This is a genomic window from Streptococcus oralis (genome assembly GCF_026782125.1).
Taxonomy (GTDB): Bacteria; Bacillota; Bacilli; order Lactobacillales; family Streptococcaceae; genus Streptococcus; species Streptococcus oralis_CE.
The window spans coordinates 17,805-36,855 of the sequence record NZ_JAKUVY010000011.1 but is presented as its reverse complement, the minus strand read 5'-3'; the positions used below and the strand labels follow the sequence as shown (position 1 = coordinate 36,855).

Here is a 19,051-nt window from a genome sequence, read left to right as displayed (position 1 = left end):
AGTTGCTCTATTATTTAAGAGTAACTGAACTCTGCTATATAAATAGGAATAGATAAGATAAAAAACCTATAAAATAAGCCTTTGTGCGTTATGAATTACATATAATTTTTACCATAAAAATACAAAAGTTTACACCTTATGCCCCCTTTTTGCCCCCCCTGTTTTTTTGAAAAAACTTTATCAAAACGCTTGGCTTTCTCGGTATACCGTGATATAATATAATCAAGATAAGGAAAGGAGGTGAGGAAGTTGAACAAAGAAGATTGGCTTAGGTTACTTGAAAAGGCAATGGATAATATCCCTGAAACAGTAACTGCTATAGCAAGTCTGGTGACTGCAATAACAGTCGCAAGGCAAAACAAAAAGCGTAAACCCAAATTCCGGCAAAAGAAAAGGTAAACGCTAAGAGGTCGGGGCGAAAGCCCCTTACACCTCTATTTTATCAAATAGAAAGAGGAAATGCAATGGTTAGTGCAATAGCTATTTTTATAATTGCAGTCAATGTATATATTTATCTAAAAAATAAAAAGGACAAATAAAATGAGAAAAATTATTCAAGAATTATTAGACAGTTCGATGTCTACATCTGCTATTTCGCAAGGTGCTGGAGTCCCATGGACTACTGTTTCTGACCTTAGAAAAGGAAAAACAAGCATGGACAAAATGGCCCTTCTAACAGCAGAGAAGCTCTATGAATTTGCTACAGCTGATAAGCAGTGATTTCGGTCACTGCTTTTATTATTGCAAACAAAAAAAACGCAAGCCTGAGCCTGCGGTTAGAATTCGAACAATATTTTAGAAATTTTCCTTTTTATTTTTTAAAAAATTATTTTGTAGTGATCAAGCCGTCTGGCTCAACTGTGAACTCTGGCTTATCTGCCATTGTGCCGTCTGAATTGAGGTAGTACCAACCTGATCCGTCGGCTGACTTAATGAACTGTTTGGATTTCATATCGCCGTCCTTGGCATCGAGATAATACCAATGGTCCTTGTATTTGACCCAGCCAATGGCCATCTTACCATCTTCTTTGAAGTAGTACCACTTGTTAGCGATGAGCGCCCAGCCAGTGGCCATTGCGCCATTAGGAAGCAAGTAATACCAGTACCCGTCTGAATACTTGTGCCAAGAATTGGCCTTCATGTAACCGTTGCTGTCGAAGTAATACCAGACATCGTCAATCTTCTGCCATTTATTCGTTGGGTAGCTTCCATCTTCGTTGACATACCACCAACCAGTCGCATTTTTCTTCCAGCCTTCCTGGTTGCCCTCATTATCGAGCATTTCTTGAACAGTTGAACCGAGCGACTGATAATGCTTAATCTTAGCAATCACATAGTCACGCAGGCTGTCATTGTAGCCACCGTGCAATTCAAGGGAACGAGCAGGGCAAGATGTGCTTGAAAATTCGTTATGGAACTTAATATTTGAATAGTTCGGAGTATCACCATAATAGGTCATATCTTCAGCCATTTGGCGCAATACCATGTTTTCGTTTTCAATGAACTCGGCATCTGTTGAGTTGTATTGTTGACATACTTCGTAGCTAAGAGAGTTCATGTTGGCATCGTAGTTAGCAGCAGACCATGAGCCGTTATACGTGTCTTCGACTCGCACAATTGCATCTCTTGTGATGTAATAATGTGCGAAACCAAGTTCAGACTGGCCATTGTCATATCGTTCTTGGAGCCATTCGATATAGGCCTTTGCACTTTTTGAACCAGCATCGTTGTGCATGATGTAGTATTTTGGACGTTCAGTCGGACGAGAGCCTGAAACCCCATTGAAGATTGTATGGTTAATGATTTCTACCATCATTACTCCCCTTTCCAGGCATCATTCATCTGTTTGACTGCTGACTCAACGAATGTATCCAAGTCCTTATCAGTCATGCTGATATTGTACTTATTGAGTTCAGCACGGATTTTCGTACGGGCTTGTTCTAGCTTTTCCTCGCCCTTGAAGCCTGTCTCTTGAGCTACTTGCTCCACAGCGTTGACCGCGTTCTTAGCAAGGATTTCGACGATTTTGATAGTCTTTTCACCGCCTTTTTGTACCAGATAGTCTTTGACTGCCTTAATTGCTATCCCTGCTAAAATAACAAGGATGCTGATTGTGCCATTTGTGATGATTTCAGTAATTTGTTGCATGTTATTCTCCTTTTTCGATTTCTTCCATGCGGTCGTTCATGCGGACCATTTCTTTTTGAATGTCTCCGACCGTGTGAGTGATTGTGGTTAATTCTGTAGTGGTTTTTTCTAGGTGAGTCATCAAACGCTCTTCTCGTCTGTTAGAGTCAGCCTTTGATTGCTCATGCAAATCCATAATCTTCTTTTCTCGCTTGTCCGAAGTCTTGATAAGATATCGAATGATGATAAAGAAAAGCAAGATAAACAAAATCGCCCAAGCTACTTGACTTTGAGCGATTTTTTCAGCTTCTTCAATCGGCATATATCCTCCTTAATCGATTTTAGGCATGATCACAGTCAGCACGCCTTGCTGCAACATTTCGGCAAGAGTCTGTTCTTTCCAAGTGTACCCCTCATTTGCTTGCATCTGAAACTTAAAGATAGTCTGCGTACCTTGTGGCCATTTTGGATTGCCATCATGTGGATAAGGCATAGCCACAATATCGCCATTGTTGTATCTAATGCCCTTAACTAGATGTTTAATAAATGCAGCAACCTTATTATAGGTATGAGTTGGCATACCTCCATTTTGTGAAATTGCAAGAGCAATTAGTACCTCTGTAATAGCTGAAACCGTGTCAAGATTTTCCTTATTCTCAGTGGTAGCTTGCTCCACCTTGGCTGCCATTTCCTTGTTTTTTTGCAACTCTTGAGCTACCTTGCTGAACTTTTCGTTTTCAGCTCGGTTTGGGAAATTTTCCTCATAGAGCGACTCAAGGGCAAGGTCAAATAGTTCGGTATTAGATAAACCAATTTTATCCGCCGGCAAGAATACCGGTACATTTGCCCCATTTGCGTTGACTAGCGTGACCTTTGTAGCGGTTGCTGTTCCGCTACCGTCATATTCCAAGGACTTTGTCCCATATTCTAATTTCATACTTCCTCCTTTAAATTTTGAATGATACATTGTCAAAATTCAACCAGTTTGAGTCTACATTTGCTTTGACAACGATGTTTCCGTTTGAGTAAATACCTAGCGTTGCGACTGTGTAGCTATTGTTGAGTGCTGAGACGAACAGTGTTTGTGTTGGACGAACCCCAACTGGTAGAGTCCCAATAACCGTCTCGTTGGTTGTTTTGCCCTTATGGGCTGAACCTCTCAGATAAACCACTCCATCAAACGTTTTTGAGTACTGAACTTTGTCGTAATCAGGATGATGTTGCCATCCGTTTTGCAGAGGCAGATTTTGCCAAGTCGTGCTCTGAATGTCATCTTTAGTAGCAATCTCTTTCCATTCTCCCCATTTATTAGCTATACGATACCTTACTAACATTATCTCTTTCTGAGCTGTCCAATAAGTCTGCACAACATATTGAGCGTCATCATAGACTTGAACCAATAACCAGCCATTCTGATTTCTTGGTCTATCAGGTGCACTATGACTATAATACATACCATTTTTAAGGATATTATCAAGACTTTCTTTCGTTAAAATAGAAATTCCGTTATTACGTGTCAGCTGATGCTGCTGAATAGGCTGGTCATTGGCGTATATGTCGCCCTTGACATCCAAAGCACCACGCTCTCTGATTTTATTGACCCCAACCCCTGACCTATCATAAGACAAGACTACGCTCTCCGTGGCCACGTTGACCATGAACTCAGTACGAGTGAACTTGTCCTCAAGTGTCCCAATTACAACCCACGATTGATTAGCTAGATAGTTGCCGGCTAGATTAGCCTGAGAGTTTACTAGACTTGAGATACTTGTCCATGCTCCAGTAGCTGATCCTGTATCCACTTTAAAGTTAGTATCCCAAAGCCGAGCAACCTTGAAAGTCAAGGTCATTGAGTTCTTTTGACTTCCTGATACAGCCAGAGGGGCGATTTTGGCATTTCTCGTAGCGGTCAAGGTGCTAGAGGTTGCTCCTGTTCTGGCTATGCTGAAGCTAAGAGCAGGAGCAAAATACTCAAGCACGGTTACAGATACCTCTCTGGTATCAGACCAGCGTCCACGGCTATCAGACACGCTCGCTCTGATTTTGATTGTGCCGTGATAGTTCATAATGCCCAGACTCCCACCGTTTGAGCTAGTCGCTTGATTTCTGCCTACGATTTCAGCACGATAGCCAGTGATAGATGAACCATAAGAACCGCTAGCACCATTAAACGCAACCTTGATGTTAGAGATGACCTGGATGAACGTATCAGAGTTTGGGATGAGGTTCTGAGCTGCACCATTCAAATCTGACAGAGTGACACCTGAAAAAGTAGGCTTGACATTGGCTGGCACGCTAGCCGTCAAGGTAGTTGACTGCGTTCCAGTTTTGGTATTTCCTGAATAGGTATCTACATAGATAGTCCCTGTACCACTAGCAGAGTTTGGGATGTCGTTTGCAAAGTCAAGAGGGATTGTCCAGCTAGTAGATGTGTCTACATTCGTTGCAATCGTTCCTGACTTACCTGCCCATGAATAGCGCACCGTATGCTTGAAGTTTGAGTTACTGCGGTTGATGTTGATAGTTACTGAACTACCAATAGTACCTGCGCTTACGCTTACAGAGCTAGAGCGTGGGATAGTCGTCAGGCCGAGGCTTGCTGAGACCGTGATAGTCCCGTGCAGGTCATTATTCGGATTGAACGTACAAGAGACAGGTAAGGTTTTAGTCCCATCCGCATTGTGGCTGATTGTACTTGAACCACTAGCTAACGTGTACTCCTCGCCTGAGGTCTCCCAAGTTGGATAGCTGTAATGCACATTTTGACCATCAAGATTGAGAGACAAAGTACTGTCTCCTTGATGGTTATGAGTGTAATAGGCGCCTGTACGGCTAACCGTAATCCGCCAGTTGACGGTTGAGGCATTTGCAGAAATATCTTGCCTTGCTTGATCTACATACAGATTAAGATACAAGCTCCCACTTGAGTTACTAAATTTAGCCATTTTACTCCTTTCTATCCAACGTAGCGGATGACATTCATGTCAGGGTTAATGTGATACTGCTCTTCTCTAAAACGTCCTATCTGGATAGTCTTAGAGAAAATCCCGTTCTCAATGTGGATTACACCTTGAGAAATATACATAACCTCAACCCCTGCTGAATACATTGAAATCCGTCCGCTTGGGCTAAATAGCATACTAGATGAACCATCATTCTTACCGATGACAAGGCCCTCGTTGCTAGAGCTCATGTAAGTATCAATGAAATTCCAACGATCAGAGAGTTCTCCCAAATCTTTGGCAATGTTTGAAACACGCTGACTAGCTGAAATTAAATCTTTCTCAGCTTGTAACCTTGCTGTCTCGTTAGATTGGACAAAATCCTTGTAAGCCTTTATCCAATTATCAAGTGTGTCAGCGCTAGCCTTAGCCTCAAGCTCAGCCTGGATAATTCCAGCTTTCTCATTCAAAGCATTCAACTGTTCCTGAGTCAATCCTTGGTCAGCTTTTGTATCAATACTTGTCTTGATTTCTTTTAGCTGATTTTCGTCTAAAGCTCCTTTTTCTCCTCGGTCACCTTTGGGACCAGGGTCGCCTTTTTGACCTTGTAGGCCATCAAGCGCATTGATAAGCGTCAACTGCTCAGAAGCTACCTCTTTGTTATCAATCCACGCTGAAACCGCCAAGACCATCTTTTGGCCAATATCAGAGCCTCGGACAATGTAACTAGAACTTGTAGCTTTGATTACACCATTCACCACCCAGCGCCAGCCGCTATTGATGACTTTATTCCCTCGCATGAGGGTAGGAGTCACAATCGTCTGACCTTCGCCATTTTTAAAGGCGACACCGTTATCAGTAGCCAATTTGATTGTGTAAGGCTTAGCCTCCTCGAAAAGACGCTCAAAGGCTGACTGGATGCCAGAGGATAGTTTGTTTTCTAAGGCTTTGAAATTCGCAAACTTGGTCTTGTTATTTGCAGGATTTGTAAAACTGATTTTCTGTTCTGAAACACGAGCCTTCACGATTAAAGCAGGGTTAAACCCATCATCGTAGATTTGGATTGTATCTCCGATTTCAGCATCCACAAAGCCGTCTACTTCATAAGTGATGGCTGGATAGCAGTGCTGTTTCAACTTCAAGTAAGCAAGACGTCTCAATTCATTTGGCTCGTCTGTGTCAAAGTGAAAGTCTCGTCTCGTCCACTGGTCCTTAGCTGTTGCAGATGTAAAGGTCGAAGGATAGAGCTGCATTGAGAGAGGCGCATACAGAGCTTGTTCTCTCTGGTAAAACTCTACTTCTCCTCTCTCGTTCTTAATAGACCAATCTCCCAGACCTTCAAGAGTCAGAACCTCTTTTTCAGGATCAGTTTCTTTCTCCTTCTTCTTAGGAGGTTTTATGATTCGTTTCTCAGTATTTGAAGGTCCGCCCTTCTTGCTAGTTGTTACAGTCTGCTCAATAGAACCATCAGAACGAGTGGTTGTGGTCGTTGTGATACGTGTCTTGTCCGCAAGCTTTGTGATTTTGGTATGAACGATAGTCTTACTTTTCGTCCCATCTGACGCAGTACGAATAATCGTCTCAGTTGTTGAGCCATCTGAGTTCTTGACCCTCTTACTAGAGAGATGCCGTTCTCCGCTGTCATCTACCTCTACGGTCAGCATATTCCCTGTTGGTCGGATAGTATTAAAAATACCAGTCTTGTCAATCTCACGAGTGATAGAGCCGATGTTTTTACCATAGGTCAGACTAATATCCGTTCTATCTCGCCCAACTCCTTGATATTCACCGTCATTCTCATGGTAGACATTCACAGTAAAGGACTTGATAGAGCTATCTGCATGCAACTTCGTGTCAAAATCAAGCTCTGCGCCAAATTGCTTAGCTAGGTTAAGGAGTCTGGCCAGTTTAGTTTCCTGATTGCTCCACTCAAGTTTTAGTTGCTTCTCAGAAATCTCATTGATCCCAATAGAAAGCAACGTATAGTTCAATAAGTCCATAGCCTGACAGTATTCTACAAAAGTCATTGCCTTTGTAGCCTTGTAAGGATTTGCGTACTCATTGATTAACTCAAGGTTTAAATTGATGCAATTAACCTCGATAGAACGCTCATTCTCAAGCACTTTGTGAACTGTGAAAAGGTGAGTCCGCCCTCCATACTCAAACGAAACAAAAGCTTTCTCGTTTAGGTGATTATGGATTTTAGTAAGAGCGGAGTCTGTAGTCAAACTTTTCTTTGCGACAGTGAAGTCAAAAGTCGATGAACTAGTTGGTAGATAACGCACCCATGAGTCATCGTAGTAATTCAATGTCCCCTGCTTGTCATTATCGATAGACGCGACTTGCCGTAGGTTCATATCATGGATTGTTAAAAGCATTATCACAGCCACCTTTCTTCAAATTCTATAGACACCGTCGGTTTCTTTTTGACCCAACTTGATGTGTAAACCTCCAGTTGGGTTTTGCCTGGAGGAAGTTTGATCCATGAGGAGCCATGAACCCTATCTCCAAACTTGTTAATTCCATCAACCATGATTGTGTCTTCCTCATTATTGACGATGATTGTAGAACCGATGGGATAGCGGTTTGGAAGATCTTTGGAAACAGAAACAAAATCCTTGCGATACATAAACTCATCGATGTACATGTGAGGTAGCAATGGCTTATCTCTGACCGCTCCCAAAGTGATATGGATTTTGGCTGATTTCTTGTCTTTTAGTTCAGGAGTGACAAAATCATAGTACGAACCATTGAAAAAGACCTGAACTTTGTCATCATTCCGTTTCAACTCTGTCCAGCCTTTCTCGGCGCTAAAAGGATCTAGTTTACTAACTTGAGCACCAGTACCGATAAAGTACCACCATTTGATGTACTTATATCCGCCTTTCCCATCTGTTGTAAAGAAGCTATATTCACAATCAAGAGTCTGATAGCGTTTATATGTTTCTACGCCATAAAGAAAATTGCCATCCGTATCAGATACAGTAACCTTGATAAATCCATACTGATTAGCAGTTGCTGCCATAAAGACCTGTCTCCAAAGCAAGTAGTCATTTAATGACCCCACTTCTCCAGAACTATCAGTAGGGATGGCCCATGTGAGACTCTGAGCGTTATTTCGGTCTTTCTCAAAAGCCCCACGTTCTGATAGTTCGATATGATGACGCCCCCAAAGGCTAGTTTTGCTAAGAGTGCCGACCAAACGCTCTCTGTTATCGTTTGTGACAGCAACTCTCTTTACTGCATCCTGAAACCCTTTTAGAATATTAGATCCTCGATAATCTAGTAGAACTTCAGATTCCTTTACGATTTCGGCATCAATTTCCTCACGATTCCCCATTTCAAAGGCAGACTGCGCATTAACAATGCCGACATATCCATTCTCTGAGTTGTTCTTGATGGTAATAATCGGATACGCATCAACGTTGCCTTCGTTATTCACCTCAAAAACAAGCCTATCTGTCGCAGATATTGGCTCAGTAACAGACTTGTATGCAGAGCTATGCGCCACGCCATCTGGCACGATAAATTTTATAGAACCAGTTGACCGTCGCCCACTCGTTTCTTGCATCGAAATACTTTCAATCGGCATGGCTAGATAGTATTTGTCAGGCTCGTCTGAGAAGACAAGCTTTTTAGCACTGCTAACATTAAAAATACCCGCAAGCTTGTGCTTGAGGGTATTCCTGTCTTTCGACCAGATGGAGAATTCCACTTCGATAAACTTCGCATCGATAGTTTGTTGCTGAACATTGACTCCAATAGTTGAAGTGTAGGAAGTTGCGATGGAGCGATTGTTCCCAATATTTCGACGAACATCATGGATTTCGATAAGATCACTTAAATCCGTTTTATTAAAATTCATAGTGACTACACTCATTCAATCACTCCTTTCATCAACAGTTGTAATCTTTCATTTTCATTCTGCTTCCTGGTAATAATATCCGTAACTTTTGAGCTGTCCAGATAAGCGTTCGTGTCCTTGTTAAGGATAGCAGTAAGCAATTTTTCTAAACTTGACCTCAGAATCCTCATCTCAGACACGACTTTTTCTGTATCCTGCCTATTTTGGACACTAGTAGTCTGAATTGTGATATTACGTTGCGCTTCTTCCATTTCACGGAGGAATTTCGCATCGCTAGGGATCCCGATACCAGAAGCGTATTTCGGAACACCAATCTCACGCATCAAACGTCTGGTCTTATCCGCTCGCAATACCTTAGAACCTTTTGGTAGAGGAAGTAAAACATCTCGACCTTGTGGGATGAAACTCCGACCATTCGGAAGAGTAACCATTTCTTTATAATTGCTGTTCCTTTGGTCATTGACGATAGCAAGGCCACCCGGGTGATAGTTGGTCCCGTGAGCATGCTTGCTCGCAAAAATATTCGTAAAGAAATTACCAGTCACACTATCAATCCAGCTCTTAATACCTGAAAGAACACTAGAAGCATTGTCTCGAGCGTTGATAGTGACCGTTTTGTCCTGGATACCATTGACACCGCTTTTGACCTCGCTGACAGTGTCATTAGTGCCATTCTTGGCAAGGATATTCACTGGATCATATTGCTTGATAGCATTGATAGCACCGCTCGTCTCGTTTCGTACACCGCCTGTTTGGTCAGCAGCAAACAAATTGATAGGAGATTCTTGTTTGGGTGAATTAACACTCAAAATCGCACTTCCGACAGCTGCGCTCGTATTATCCACCGCATCCAGAGACTTAGTCTCAGCAGATGCAAAATTCCAAGCCGTAATCTTATCGATAGATAACTGGCCATTGTTCAAAACATTCGTAGGATCTGCCTTCAAATCTTTTGTAAATGGAGTCGTAGCATTCCAAGTTGTCAAAGTATCAGTAGAGCGAGCTACTGCTTTTTGGATACTCTCATCATTGGCCAGCAACTCTTTCTGTTTTGGTGTGAGCGATTCATAGTTAGATAGAGCCTTAGAAGCTTCCTCTGCCTTGTTCATGACATCGGCATTTTTCATGAGGAGTTCCTTAACTTTAGCTGGCATACTGTTCCATGTTTTAAGATGGGTTTCACTATCAAAGATGGCTTGTAGACCAGCTTGGTTCTTGACAATTACTTGTTTCTCTTCTAGGGTCATGTCTTTCCATTTACCAGATTCGACAAGAGCCTCGGCTATAGTCACACGAGCGTTTGAGTTGATATCCGCAGTCTTAGCGATAAACTGCAATTGTCCCCAACCTTCCGCAGATTTGGCAGCCTCTCCGATAACTTCCTTAACATTGGATTTAACTTGAAAATTCCCATTCTTATCAATGTTACCGACTAACAATGACCAGGCATCGTTAGCCTCTTTCACTTCCTTGCTCATCTCACTAGTATAGTTAGCAAGGATGCTATGCGAATTACCTACCTTTTGAGAAGCTTCAGCAGCTTTCTTTCCGATTTCTTCATAGGATAGGCCGTATTCTTCCAGAACTTTCTTGGCTTCTTCCCAATAGTTCCAACTTTGCCCTGTTCGAGCTTTCACCTTTGCATCGAGATTTTGCATGACCTGGTAATACTTACTTCCCAGAGCTTCCATCGTTTGAGTGTGGTTTGCTTCTAGAGTTTGCAGTTTTTTGTTGTAAGTCTCCTGGTCAATAGCCTTTCCGTCTAGCAACTCTTTCAGCTCACTTTTTGAATTCTCGTAGAGTTTCTTCTCCTCATCAAGTGCTTGTTTTAAAACATCTTTAGTATGCTTCAATTGTGTTTCATTCAGACTTCTGACATCACCATTCAAAGCTTGTAAAGCAGCCTTTTGTTGCTCAGCTGACAGATTCATCATAGACAGTTTTGCCTTAATCATCTCATTCTGATTGTTCAGGATGATTTCTTTCTCCTCTTGAGAGAACTTGCTCGCATCTCCGTTATGACGCTGATAAATCTCATTGATTTGATTCATCATGGACTCAGTGTTAGACACGACCTGGGCATTTTTTTCTTTTGCTTTCGCAATATCTTCTTCACTGAGGCCCCACTTAGCCCCCAACTCTTCCATTCGTTTGTTGGTCTTATCAGCAGCAGCAACAACTTCTTCATAGAGCTTTTTAAAGGCTCCAGATACCTTTTCAGCGTCTCCAGCACGAGTTCCGAAGTTTGCGACGGCTGTACTGGTTTCATCAACAGTCTTTTGAAAGCTTCGCAACTCTCCGCGAGCAGTATCGCTTAGCTGAGAGCCAAATTCTTCCGTTTTAATACGAGCCTTGTCTTTCTCATTTCCAAAATGAACAGCAGCAGCCGTCGCAATAGCAAGGCTACCAACTATCAAGCCTAATGGATTTCCGAGGCCACCCATTGCAGTTGACAAGAGCCCAGTAGATGTCGAAGCCGATGCCGTTGCATTACCAAGCGCTACAGCTCCACCAGAGGCCAATTTAAAGGCAGAAGATAGATTCCCAGTTGTTCGAAAAGCTTGGAAAGTCTTGAGCATCAAGGACATGCCACCTACTGCCTTACCAGTTCCCTTAGTAAGCCAACCGAGTGCTTTGGTAAAGTTTCCGATAATTCCAAGACCTTTACCTAAAATGCTTAAAGCTGGACCAGCTCCGGCAGTTAATGCTCCCCACTTGAGAACATTTCTTTGTTGTTCTTCAGACATAGAACTGAACTGTTTAGCCATTTTAGCGAGTGTATCAATCCAAGGTTTCCCAGCTTTTAGACCATCACGGAGAGCTTTCAAAAGAGGCCCCCCAAACTCGATAGCCAAGTCAGTTACCTGGTTCTTAAACATCTTCAATTGTGACTCCGTTGTCTCGTATCGCTTGTTAGCTTCATTAGTCAGAGCAGTATTCTCTTTCCAGGCCTTATTTGAACGATCAACAGCATCGCCCATTTTATCAGATGCTAGAGCTAAGGATTTCAGCATGTTACTTTGTCGGATACCCGTCATTCCAAGTTGCGCCAAGATAGCGTTCATGTTCACGCCTTTATCTTGAGCATTTTTCAGACCCTTGATAAAGGATTGCAAAGCAACGACTGGTTTCTCTTTCCACGCCTGTTGAAACTCCTCTGAGGTCATTCCGGCAGTTTTAGCGATGAGGTTCAAGTCATCTGCCGCGTCCTTACCTGTCAATGAAACAGCATTCCCAATAGCAGTCAAAGTTTGAGTCATAGCGGTACCACCAGCCTCAGCCTCGATGCCAACAGAGCTCATAGCAGTAGCAAGACCAAGGATATCCGGAGCAGTCAAACCAGCTAGTCGACCACCAGCCGCCAAACGATTGGTCATTTCAACGATATCACGCTCAGTTGTCGCAAAGTTGTTACCTAAATCAACAACAGACGAGCCAAATCGTTTGTATTCGTCTGATGTCAAGCCGAGGATGTTCGCAATCTTAGCGATAGAGCTTGCAGCATCTTCCGCACTTAAGTTCGTTGATTCTCCCATGTCAATCATAGTTCGGGAGAATGTAAGAATATCTTCTGCCTTGATACCTAACTGACCAGCAACTTCTGCGACATTTGCAATTTCAACCGCACTAGCTGGCAATTCTTTAGCCATCTGACGAATGCCGTCAGATAAGTTCTTGTAGGATACGGTTGCAGTCTCGTCTACTGTCTTCTTCACACCTGCAAAAGCAGATTCATAGTCAGACGCAGCTTTCGTGACCATACCAACACTAGCAACCAAAGGAAGAGTCAAACCAGTAGTTAGTTTTCCTCCTAGGCTTGAAACACTATCACCAAAAGTCTTGATTTTATCGCCACTTTTAATAAGGCCGTCCCCAAACTTATTGATACGATTCGCAAAGCTATTCTCCTTGCCTACCGCTATCAAAGCTTGTTGCACGTTACGGAGTTGACCTTCCATAGCTGCCAACTTAGCATTCTCACGTTCGATCTCAGCAGCAGCCTTGTCGAACTTAGCTGTACCAGGTTCGAGAGTATCAAAACTTTTCTTCATCTGGTCCAAGACTTTTCTTTGCGCTTCAATAGCTTGGCCAAGTGTCTTGTACTTAGCTTGAAGCAAGTCTGTGTTTTTCCCATTGTTTTTAAGGGAGCTGTCTAGCGCCTTTACATTGCTTTGAAAGTATTTAACCGCATTCTTAGCACCATTTAGAGTAGGATTGAACTTCGACACGTCCAGCCCTAGCTCGATATACATTTGACCTAACGGCGTTCCACCTGCCATTCAAATCCTCCTTTTTAAATCATTTCTAGAAAGTCAGCAAGATCCATGACTTCCTCAGCTTTAGCAGATTCAGTTTCACCAAGAACGCCCATCAGGTCCTCCCAGCTCGTATCCATAACATCACGGATACTCATGCCGTATGGTCCTTCAGTAGCTTGTTTGACAAAACCATAAAACCGTTTCAGTGCTTCACTCGGCTTTATTTTTTCTCCTTTGGGTCAACATCACCCACCAAATGAGAGTAGATATCTGTAAATACCGCAAAAATATCCGCCATATCTGTGTATTTCAAAAGTTCTTCCACTTCCAAATCTTCAAATAATGAGGCGATAAATTCCAATTGCTTGTCTAGTTTTTCAACTTCGGACAAGTCAGAAGATAGTGCTTCATTGAGGATTAGGTAGTCACGATAGTCCTTAGTAGTGATTTCCTTACTAGTTTTTTGAATATCTTGACCCTTTTCATTTTTAATTAAAAATTTAACCTTAGCCATTTACTTTCCTTTCTAGAAAAAAGATAAAAAGAGAGCTTGCGCCCTCTTCCTACCCTGCAGCAACCATTTTAAGTTGCCCTTTGAATTTTTTGAGTTTAGCATCATCTTTACCAATGTATTTCACATAGTAAAGACCATCTGTTTCAGTGTCATCACTTGCAATAGCAGCGAAACTCAAGCTGTCATCTGGAAGTTCTTCTTGCTTATCTTTAAGCGTTTCAAGTTCTTCAGCGTCCATTGAAAATTGTCCTTTGAAGAATCCGACTTGTGCCTGAGTTCCATTTGCAGTCTTAGACTCAAGCATAACAGCGCAGTATGGAGCAACTGTATCAGCGCCAATACCAATGATTTCATCTTTGACTTGATGTCCTAGGATTTTAGCGAGTACTGTTGAAGGGATATCAACCGCAGTCAGTTCCATCTTCACATCGCCAACACCACGGTTTGATACGTGGTAAGCGACATCACTACCATAGGTTTTTACTGGATCACTTGCAAGACCTGAAATTTTAGCGGTACGAGTCGCACCCTCACCGGTTTTACCTTCTACCACGAAAAGGTTTTTCCCAAGTGTTGGAGTAGCTTCTCCATCCAACACACGAATTGTCATGCGTTTAAAACCAACTAATGCCATTTATAGCACCTCTTTCTTTAATTTAGTATTCTTCGTATAGAGCACTCCGACCTTTGTAGGTCCGAGCGTCTACATAGCGTTTGATTTCTGGAATCCATTCATCCAAACCACCACTGGTTTGATAAAATTCCTGGTCTTCCATAATCTTTTCGATTTTTCTTTGGAGTACTTTGCACTCCGTATAATTAGTAGACTCTACATTGACCTGATAGATAAATGTCTTAGCCAGACTCGTATTACTGCCATGAACTGCCTGCATCGGCGGACCAACTGGTCTAATAACAATACTTGGCTCATTATTTGGTAACGAGTTAGGACGTTTAAAAGATTTGATACTGATTCCAGCTAAAGACTCATCTTTTTTCAAAGCCTCATAGAGTTCATTAAACTTATCTTTGACCATCTAAAACCCCTCCGTCTTCAAATGACTAGCGATTCTGTATTTGTACGTCTTAGCATGAGCCTCTGAAAAACGTCTGATGACACCGAACCCCCTTGGATGTGGGTTCTTACCATATCCAAACTCATTCAAGTGAACCAAGCGCCAACGAGACCCTTCACCAAAACCGATTTTCACAACAGGGACGCCAGCAGCAAGACCCGTCACACGTCCAGCAGTAGCACTTTCAACGGTTTCTCCAGTATCTTTGTAGACCTGTAGAGCACCTTTAAACTCTTCTAGAGTCTCGTTTGCGACTGCCTTCAAGGCTCGACTGGCAGCACGTTTGACCTTGTTATCACCAAGGTGTACCTCAATGTTTCTCAAGACATCGTCAAAGCCTCTCAATTCTGCACCACTAGACATCTTGACCACCACCAATAACGACTATCAAAAAATCCCGATTGTCAAAATCAGGACGAACATCGATAATTTGCCATTTCTTGCCACCTAGACGAATATCGCCAACTTCGACAAAATGCTCATTCTTTGGCTGATAATCGGACAAAGGATCTCGAATTTTCAAAGTCATCTTAGCTTGCATAGACTTACCAGTTGCAATCTCGATGTCTTTGAAACTAGGGGAGTAAACTTGGCCCATCGTAAAAAAAGCCTTCTCATGAGACACATCACGACCATGAAGCCCCTCCTCGACTTTAGAAGTATAGAAAGTCAAGGGGGTTCTTAGGTCTCCATTTTGAGCCTCGGGCTTTTTGTAGCGATAGCTAGGGCGGTTAGTCTGATAGGACATCAGGCGTTGTTACTTCTGGTTGTTTTTGTGACCATTCAACAAAGCCAGGTAGCGCTCCATCGATTTCATCAAAGCGCTCTTTTGTCGCTTCAAACTCTTGGCCAGTAGAACGATATACCCATTCTTTGAGGTCATAAAAGCCTTTTAAAACCTTAATCATGTTTTTCCTCCAATTTGTAATTTTCTAGTGATAATGCCATCAAATCCCCTTGAAAGTTCCCGTAGAAAAATTCAACTTGATCATTGTAGACATATCGAGCACGTTCTAAAATAAGCTCTCTCACTCGTGGATCAGCAGAGTCCTTGCTACCGACCAGACTGAGGATGGCTGATTCAGAACTTTCCAACATTTTAGAGAGGTTGTTATCCTCTCCAGTATGAAAAATCCTCATCCGCTCCTTGAAAGATTTAAGGAGTGGATGAAGTTGTTCTTCTGGAGTCATGATTCAACTCCTAGATTAGGCTTGTGGAAGTTGTAGAGTCCAGACTGCCGCAGTCTTCTCATCGTGAGCCTTACCGTAAGCAAATTGCTTAGCAGTGTAGAGATTCAAATCTTCCAAAGCATAGGTTTCTGTGTAGCGACCAAGTGAAATACCACCACCGACAAAGGCATCGTAGCGACCTTTGACAAATGTAGTTACTTTACCAGCCATCTGCGCCACAGATTCTACCAAGATAATGTTGAATGGCATTGCAGTGATGTAGGTTCCTTGGGCGTTCAATGAAGTGTATTGTTTCTTCACATCCCAAGCATCGGCTGTATTAACAACCATTACAAGGTTGCCTTCAACTGCAACTGGAGTAGTGCCATCAGCTTTTGTTGAATGGTATTTACATACTTTTGTCAATTCTTTGACTACGGTTGCTGAGTCGGCAAAAGTCAACTTAGTAGTTTGAGCTGTTTTTTCATCATGAGTTGTATGATCTCCTGAAACAGTTCCTGTAAGAGTACGAGTAAGTCCGATAGGTTTATTATCCCCATCACCATTCAAGAAAGCAGCTTCAAGGGCAACTGCAAAGGCTTCTGTGATTTGAACAGAGACGAATTTTGCCAACCAAGCTGGGCCGAATTTTTCAGCATCTTTTGGAATTACAACGAAAGCAGTCAATTTGTGTTGGATTGCTTCTTCTTCATTGAATTTTTGTTTAAGTTGTCCTTGGATTTCTCCATTGATTTTACCCCAAACAGCTTGGCCTGTTTGCTCTGATTTGAGGAATTTCAAGCGAATACCAGCATTTTTAAGGCCGATATGTTGAAGGAGTGGGCGAGCTTGCACCAAATCTTCAAAGATATGGTCAATGATCTCTTGCGGGATGAATTTTTCAATCCCTTCAGGTGCTGCCTTTTCAATATTATTGAAAAACTCACGAGCTTCAGCGGTCAACTTGGCATCGTATGGATTCAAGGTAGAAACTTCTTCACGGGCAGCATCACGAGCTTGAGCCATCATTTCATTTGTCATGGACTCGATCATGTCATTGTATAGCTTCGCTTGCTCTTCTTGAGGTGCACCATTTGAAACGGCATCCAAAAATGCCTGACGTTGTTTTTCAAATTGATTAGATAATTGCATTGTCATTCTGTTTTTTCCTTTCTTAAAACATAAAAAGACCGAACCCTTTAGGAACAGCCTTGTCTGTGTTATTTTCTGGACTTTCTGGAAAATTGAATTTCTTCTGTACAAATTCGCTATTTTCGAAAGCCTCTTTTTCAATTTGTCGAGCTTCTAGCTTATCAGCCACCAACTCAGCGATTTTATCGATATCCGGTGTCATTGCTGACCTCATTTTTTCGATAAAATCACTTGGGATCATAGGAGTTTCACTCGCTACCAGAGTCGGAGCGACTTCATTTGTAAACATAATCTTGTCTACAAATCCATGATTCAAAGCTGATTCAGCATCAAACCAGGTAGTCTTGTTCATCAAGCCAAGCAAGTCATCTAGAGCTTTTCCAGTCTTATGAACATAAGCGCTAGCGATAGATTTGTTAAACCCTTCTAGTACCCCAGCTTCATGAAGCAGAGTATTATGGTCTCCATTTACTTGAGTTGAGACATTGTGGATCATGATTTGGGCAGTCGGACTGATTTCAACCGTATCTCCTGCCATTGCAATCACGCTTGCTGCGCTTGCTGCAATGCCGACAATCTTCACGGTCACGTCGCCAGGATACGAGCGTAGAGCAGTGTAGATTTCACTACCAGCATAAACATCTCCACCACCCGAATTGATATGAACCTCAATTGGTTCACCACTTTCAGGGAGGACAACATCTTTCGGAGCGGTTGCATCCCACTCAAGCCAGTCGTAAAGCCATCTGTCATTGTTTGATACAATCGTACCCTTAATCGGAATTACTTTCATCTTCTTTCTCACCTCCTTTCTCTAACTGTTCACCAAGTTGATAGTTTTTGGTGATGAGGAATTTATCGCCACCAGGGACAGATTCTAAGCCAAGTTCAGAGCGCACCTCGTTTCGAGTCATTGCTCCAGAAGAAATAAGCTTATCAATGTTTCCAGCAAGTGCAAACTTATCTCTCTGACCTTCGCCGATGATTACAAATAGATTATTGCGCTCGTATTTCCGTCTTGATACCAAGGCGAAATTAAGCCCATCACTCATTTTCTTAACAAGTGATTGGTAGCAATAACTATTAAACATTTTTTGGCTATTTTCAAGATTGGCCATATCGCCATGACTTAAAGCTGTTGGAATCCCTAAGACGTCCGCGACCTCATCATCAAATTGCCGACGAAGTTTCTTTAACTCATCAACAGAAATATTTGAAGTCCCTGTTGTATTCGTATGCTCGGAATATTCCATTCCATCTTGAGCTGGAACAATGGCAATCGTCTTGGTGCTAAATGATTTAAAAAGACCATCAGCATATGATTGGAGTTTATCACGCATCTGCTGATCAAAACTCCCATTATTTTTGGTTTTCAGTGTTCCTCTGATTTGATTATTCCTAGCCAAGGCCTCGACCAAACGAGTGTGCAACTTCTCGTAATCAGCAAATAAGTCAGAAATATAATCTTGCAGTCGGTTATTGTTGTACTGTAAGAAAATGACTTCACTCATCCGAAAACGCTTCTCAAAAGTATATCCTCTACAAGTTACAAACTCAAACACATCATCATAAACAGCATATTTAGTCCGTGTGTAAGAGTCAGCAACAAGCAACTGGTCATCAGTTGTAAGAAAAATTAGGACCTCATTCTTAGTGATCAACCGATAGACGACCTTTTGCCAAAAATCTGACGCAGATTCGTTCTTGTTAGGCCTTACATTCAGCAAATAGTCCCAATCAGAAGGCTTAGCCTTACCGTTTTCTTGATACTTAAATGCTGACTTAGCAAAAATTCGAGCGATGAACTCGGCTGACTTATCAATCGCTAAGCTTTTGAGTTGCAGATTTCCAAACATCCGCTCAAGATCCTCGAACTCAAACCCAACCTCTGGCACTTCACGCTTAAATAAATTCAGTAACCCCAATGCTCTTCCTCCTTTCTTTTA

20 protein-coding genes are annotated in these 19,051 nt (G+C 42.2%); 2 read left to right on the top strand and 18 right to left on the bottom strand.

Annotated elements, in window-relative coordinates; translation table 11 throughout:
- The first annotated feature begins 249 nt into the window (after positions 1 to 249).
- Together MK385_RS09310 and MK385_RS09305 are read left to right on the top strand one after the other, a co-directional pair.
- Positions 250 to 399, top strand: a complete 150-nt coding sequence (locus MK385_RS09310) for a hypothetical protein (protein ID WP_268725918.1) — start codon at positions 250 to 252, stop codon at positions 397 to 399.
- A gap of 141 nt (positions 400 to 540) precedes the next feature.
- Positions 541 to 720 carry a hypothetical protein gene (locus tag MK385_RS09305; protein WP_001226313.1) on the top strand — a complete coding sequence of 60 codons (180 nt, stop codon included), beginning with the start codon at positions 541 to 543 and terminating at the stop codon, positions 718 to 720.
- 106 nt (positions 721 to 826) lie between these two features.
- Here MK385_RS09305 and MK385_RS09300 read toward each other — a convergent pair whose 3' ends face one another.
- The 18 genes from MK385_RS09300 to MK385_RS09215 all read right to left on the bottom strand — a co-directional run bounded on the left by MK385_RS09300 (position 827) and on the right by MK385_RS09215 (position 19,030).
- A complete protein-coding gene (locus tag MK385_RS09300; protein ID WP_268725917.1) occupies positions 827 to 1,813 on the bottom strand; it encodes an N-acetylmuramoyl-L-alanine amidase in 987 nt (328 codons plus the stop codon).
- Positions 1,814 to 1,815: 2 nt separating this feature from the next.
- On the bottom strand, positions 1,816 to 2,148 hold the full coding sequence (locus MK385_RS09295) for a phage holin (RefSeq protein ID WP_268725916.1): 333 nt from the start codon (positions 2,146 to 2,148) through the stop codon (positions 1,816 to 1,818).
- 1 nt (position 2,149) lies between these two features.
- A complete protein-coding gene (locus MK385_RS09290) occupies positions 2,150 to 2,449 on the bottom strand; it encodes a hypothetical protein (protein WP_001811580.1) in 300 nt (99 codons plus the stop codon).
- Positions 2,450 to 2,458: 9 nt separating this feature from the next.
- Entirely contained in the window at positions 2,459 to 3,064 is a 606-nt protein-coding gene (locus tag MK385_RS09285) for a DUF1366 domain-containing protein (RefSeq protein ID WP_268725915.1), read from the bottom strand.
- A 10-nt stretch (positions 3,065 to 3,074) separates the two neighbouring features.
- Positions 3,075 to 5,072 (bottom strand): DUF859 family phage minor structural protein, encoded by a 1,998-nt coding sequence (locus MK385_RS09280; RefSeq protein ID WP_268725914.1) that lies wholly within the window; start codon positions 5,070 to 5,072, stop codon positions 3,075 to 3,077.
- An 11-nt stretch (positions 5,073 to 5,083) separates the two neighbouring features.
- On the bottom strand, positions 5,084 to 7,447 hold the full coding sequence (locus MK385_RS09275; protein ID WP_268725913.1) for a phage tail protein: 2,364 nt from the start codon (positions 7,445 to 7,447) through the stop codon (positions 5,084 to 5,086).
- Between the two features lie 2 nt (positions 7,448 to 7,449).
- The gene (locus tag MK385_RS09270; RefSeq protein ID WP_268725912.1) at positions 7,450 to 8,949 is read right to left on the bottom strand and encodes a distal tail protein Dit; all 1,500 of its coding nucleotides are present in this window, start codon (positions 8,947 to 8,949) and stop codon (positions 7,450 to 7,452) included.
- Positions 8,946 to 13,214, bottom strand: coding sequence for a phage tail tape measure protein (locus tag MK385_RS09265; protein WP_268725911.1), 4,269 nt, complete (start codon positions 13,212 to 13,214; stop codon positions 8,946 to 8,948). Before MK385_RS09265 ends, MK385_RS09270 begins: the two co-directional genes overlap by 4 nt.
- Before the next feature lie 199 nt (positions 13,215 to 13,413).
- Entirely contained in the window at positions 13,414 to 13,707 is a 294-nt protein-coding gene (gene gpG, locus MK385_RS09260; protein WP_268725910.1) for a phage tail assembly chaperone G, read from the bottom strand.
- 49 nt (positions 13,708 to 13,756) lie between these two features.
- A complete protein-coding gene (locus tag MK385_RS09255) occupies positions 13,757 to 14,341 on the bottom strand; it encodes a major tail protein (protein WP_268725909.1) in 585 nt (194 codons plus the stop codon).
- Positions 14,342 to 14,363: 22 nt separating this feature from the next.
- Positions 14,364 to 14,744, bottom strand: coding sequence for a hypothetical protein (locus MK385_RS09250; RefSeq protein ID WP_268725908.1), 381 nt, complete (start codon positions 14,742 to 14,744; stop codon positions 14,364 to 14,366).
- On the bottom strand, positions 14,745 to 15,146 hold the full coding sequence (locus MK385_RS09245) for a hypothetical protein (RefSeq protein ID WP_268725907.1): 402 nt from the start codon (positions 15,144 to 15,146) through the stop codon (positions 14,745 to 14,747).
- Entirely contained in the window at positions 15,139 to 15,531 is a 393-nt protein-coding gene (locus MK385_RS09240; RefSeq protein ID WP_247936349.1) for a phage head-tail adapter protein, read from the bottom strand. Before MK385_RS09240 ends, MK385_RS09245 begins: the two co-directional genes overlap by 8 nt.
- Positions 15,515 to 15,691, bottom strand: a complete 177-nt coding sequence (locus tag MK385_RS09235; RefSeq protein ID WP_268725906.1) for a hypothetical protein — start codon at positions 15,689 to 15,691, stop codon at positions 15,515 to 15,517. The genes MK385_RS09240 and MK385_RS09235 overlap by 17 nt, the downstream gene beginning before the upstream one ends.
- The gene (locus MK385_RS09230) at positions 15,684 to 15,974 is read right to left on the bottom strand and encodes a hypothetical protein (RefSeq protein ID WP_033585804.1); all 291 of its coding nucleotides are present in this window, start codon (positions 15,972 to 15,974) and stop codon (positions 15,684 to 15,686) included. Before MK385_RS09230 ends, MK385_RS09235 begins: the two co-directional genes overlap by 8 nt.
- 15 nt (positions 15,975 to 15,989) lie before the next feature.
- Positions 15,990 to 17,111 (bottom strand): phage major capsid protein, encoded by a 1,122-nt coding sequence (locus MK385_RS09225; protein ID WP_268725905.1) that lies wholly within the window; start codon positions 17,109 to 17,111, stop codon positions 15,990 to 15,992.
- A gap of 16 nt (positions 17,112 to 17,127) precedes the next feature.
- Positions 17,128 to 17,898: a head maturation protease, ClpP-related gene (locus MK385_RS09220; protein WP_268725904.1), complete on the bottom strand. Its 771-nt coding sequence runs from the start codon at positions 17,896 to 17,898 to the stop codon at positions 17,128 to 17,130.
- Positions 17,879 to 19,030 (bottom strand): phage portal protein, encoded by a 1,152-nt coding sequence (locus MK385_RS09215; RefSeq protein WP_268725903.1) that lies wholly within the window; start codon positions 19,028 to 19,030, stop codon positions 17,879 to 17,881. The genes MK385_RS09220 and MK385_RS09215 overlap by 20 nt, the downstream gene beginning before the upstream one ends.
- Between the last annotated feature and the right edge of the window lie 21 nt (positions 19,031 to 19,051).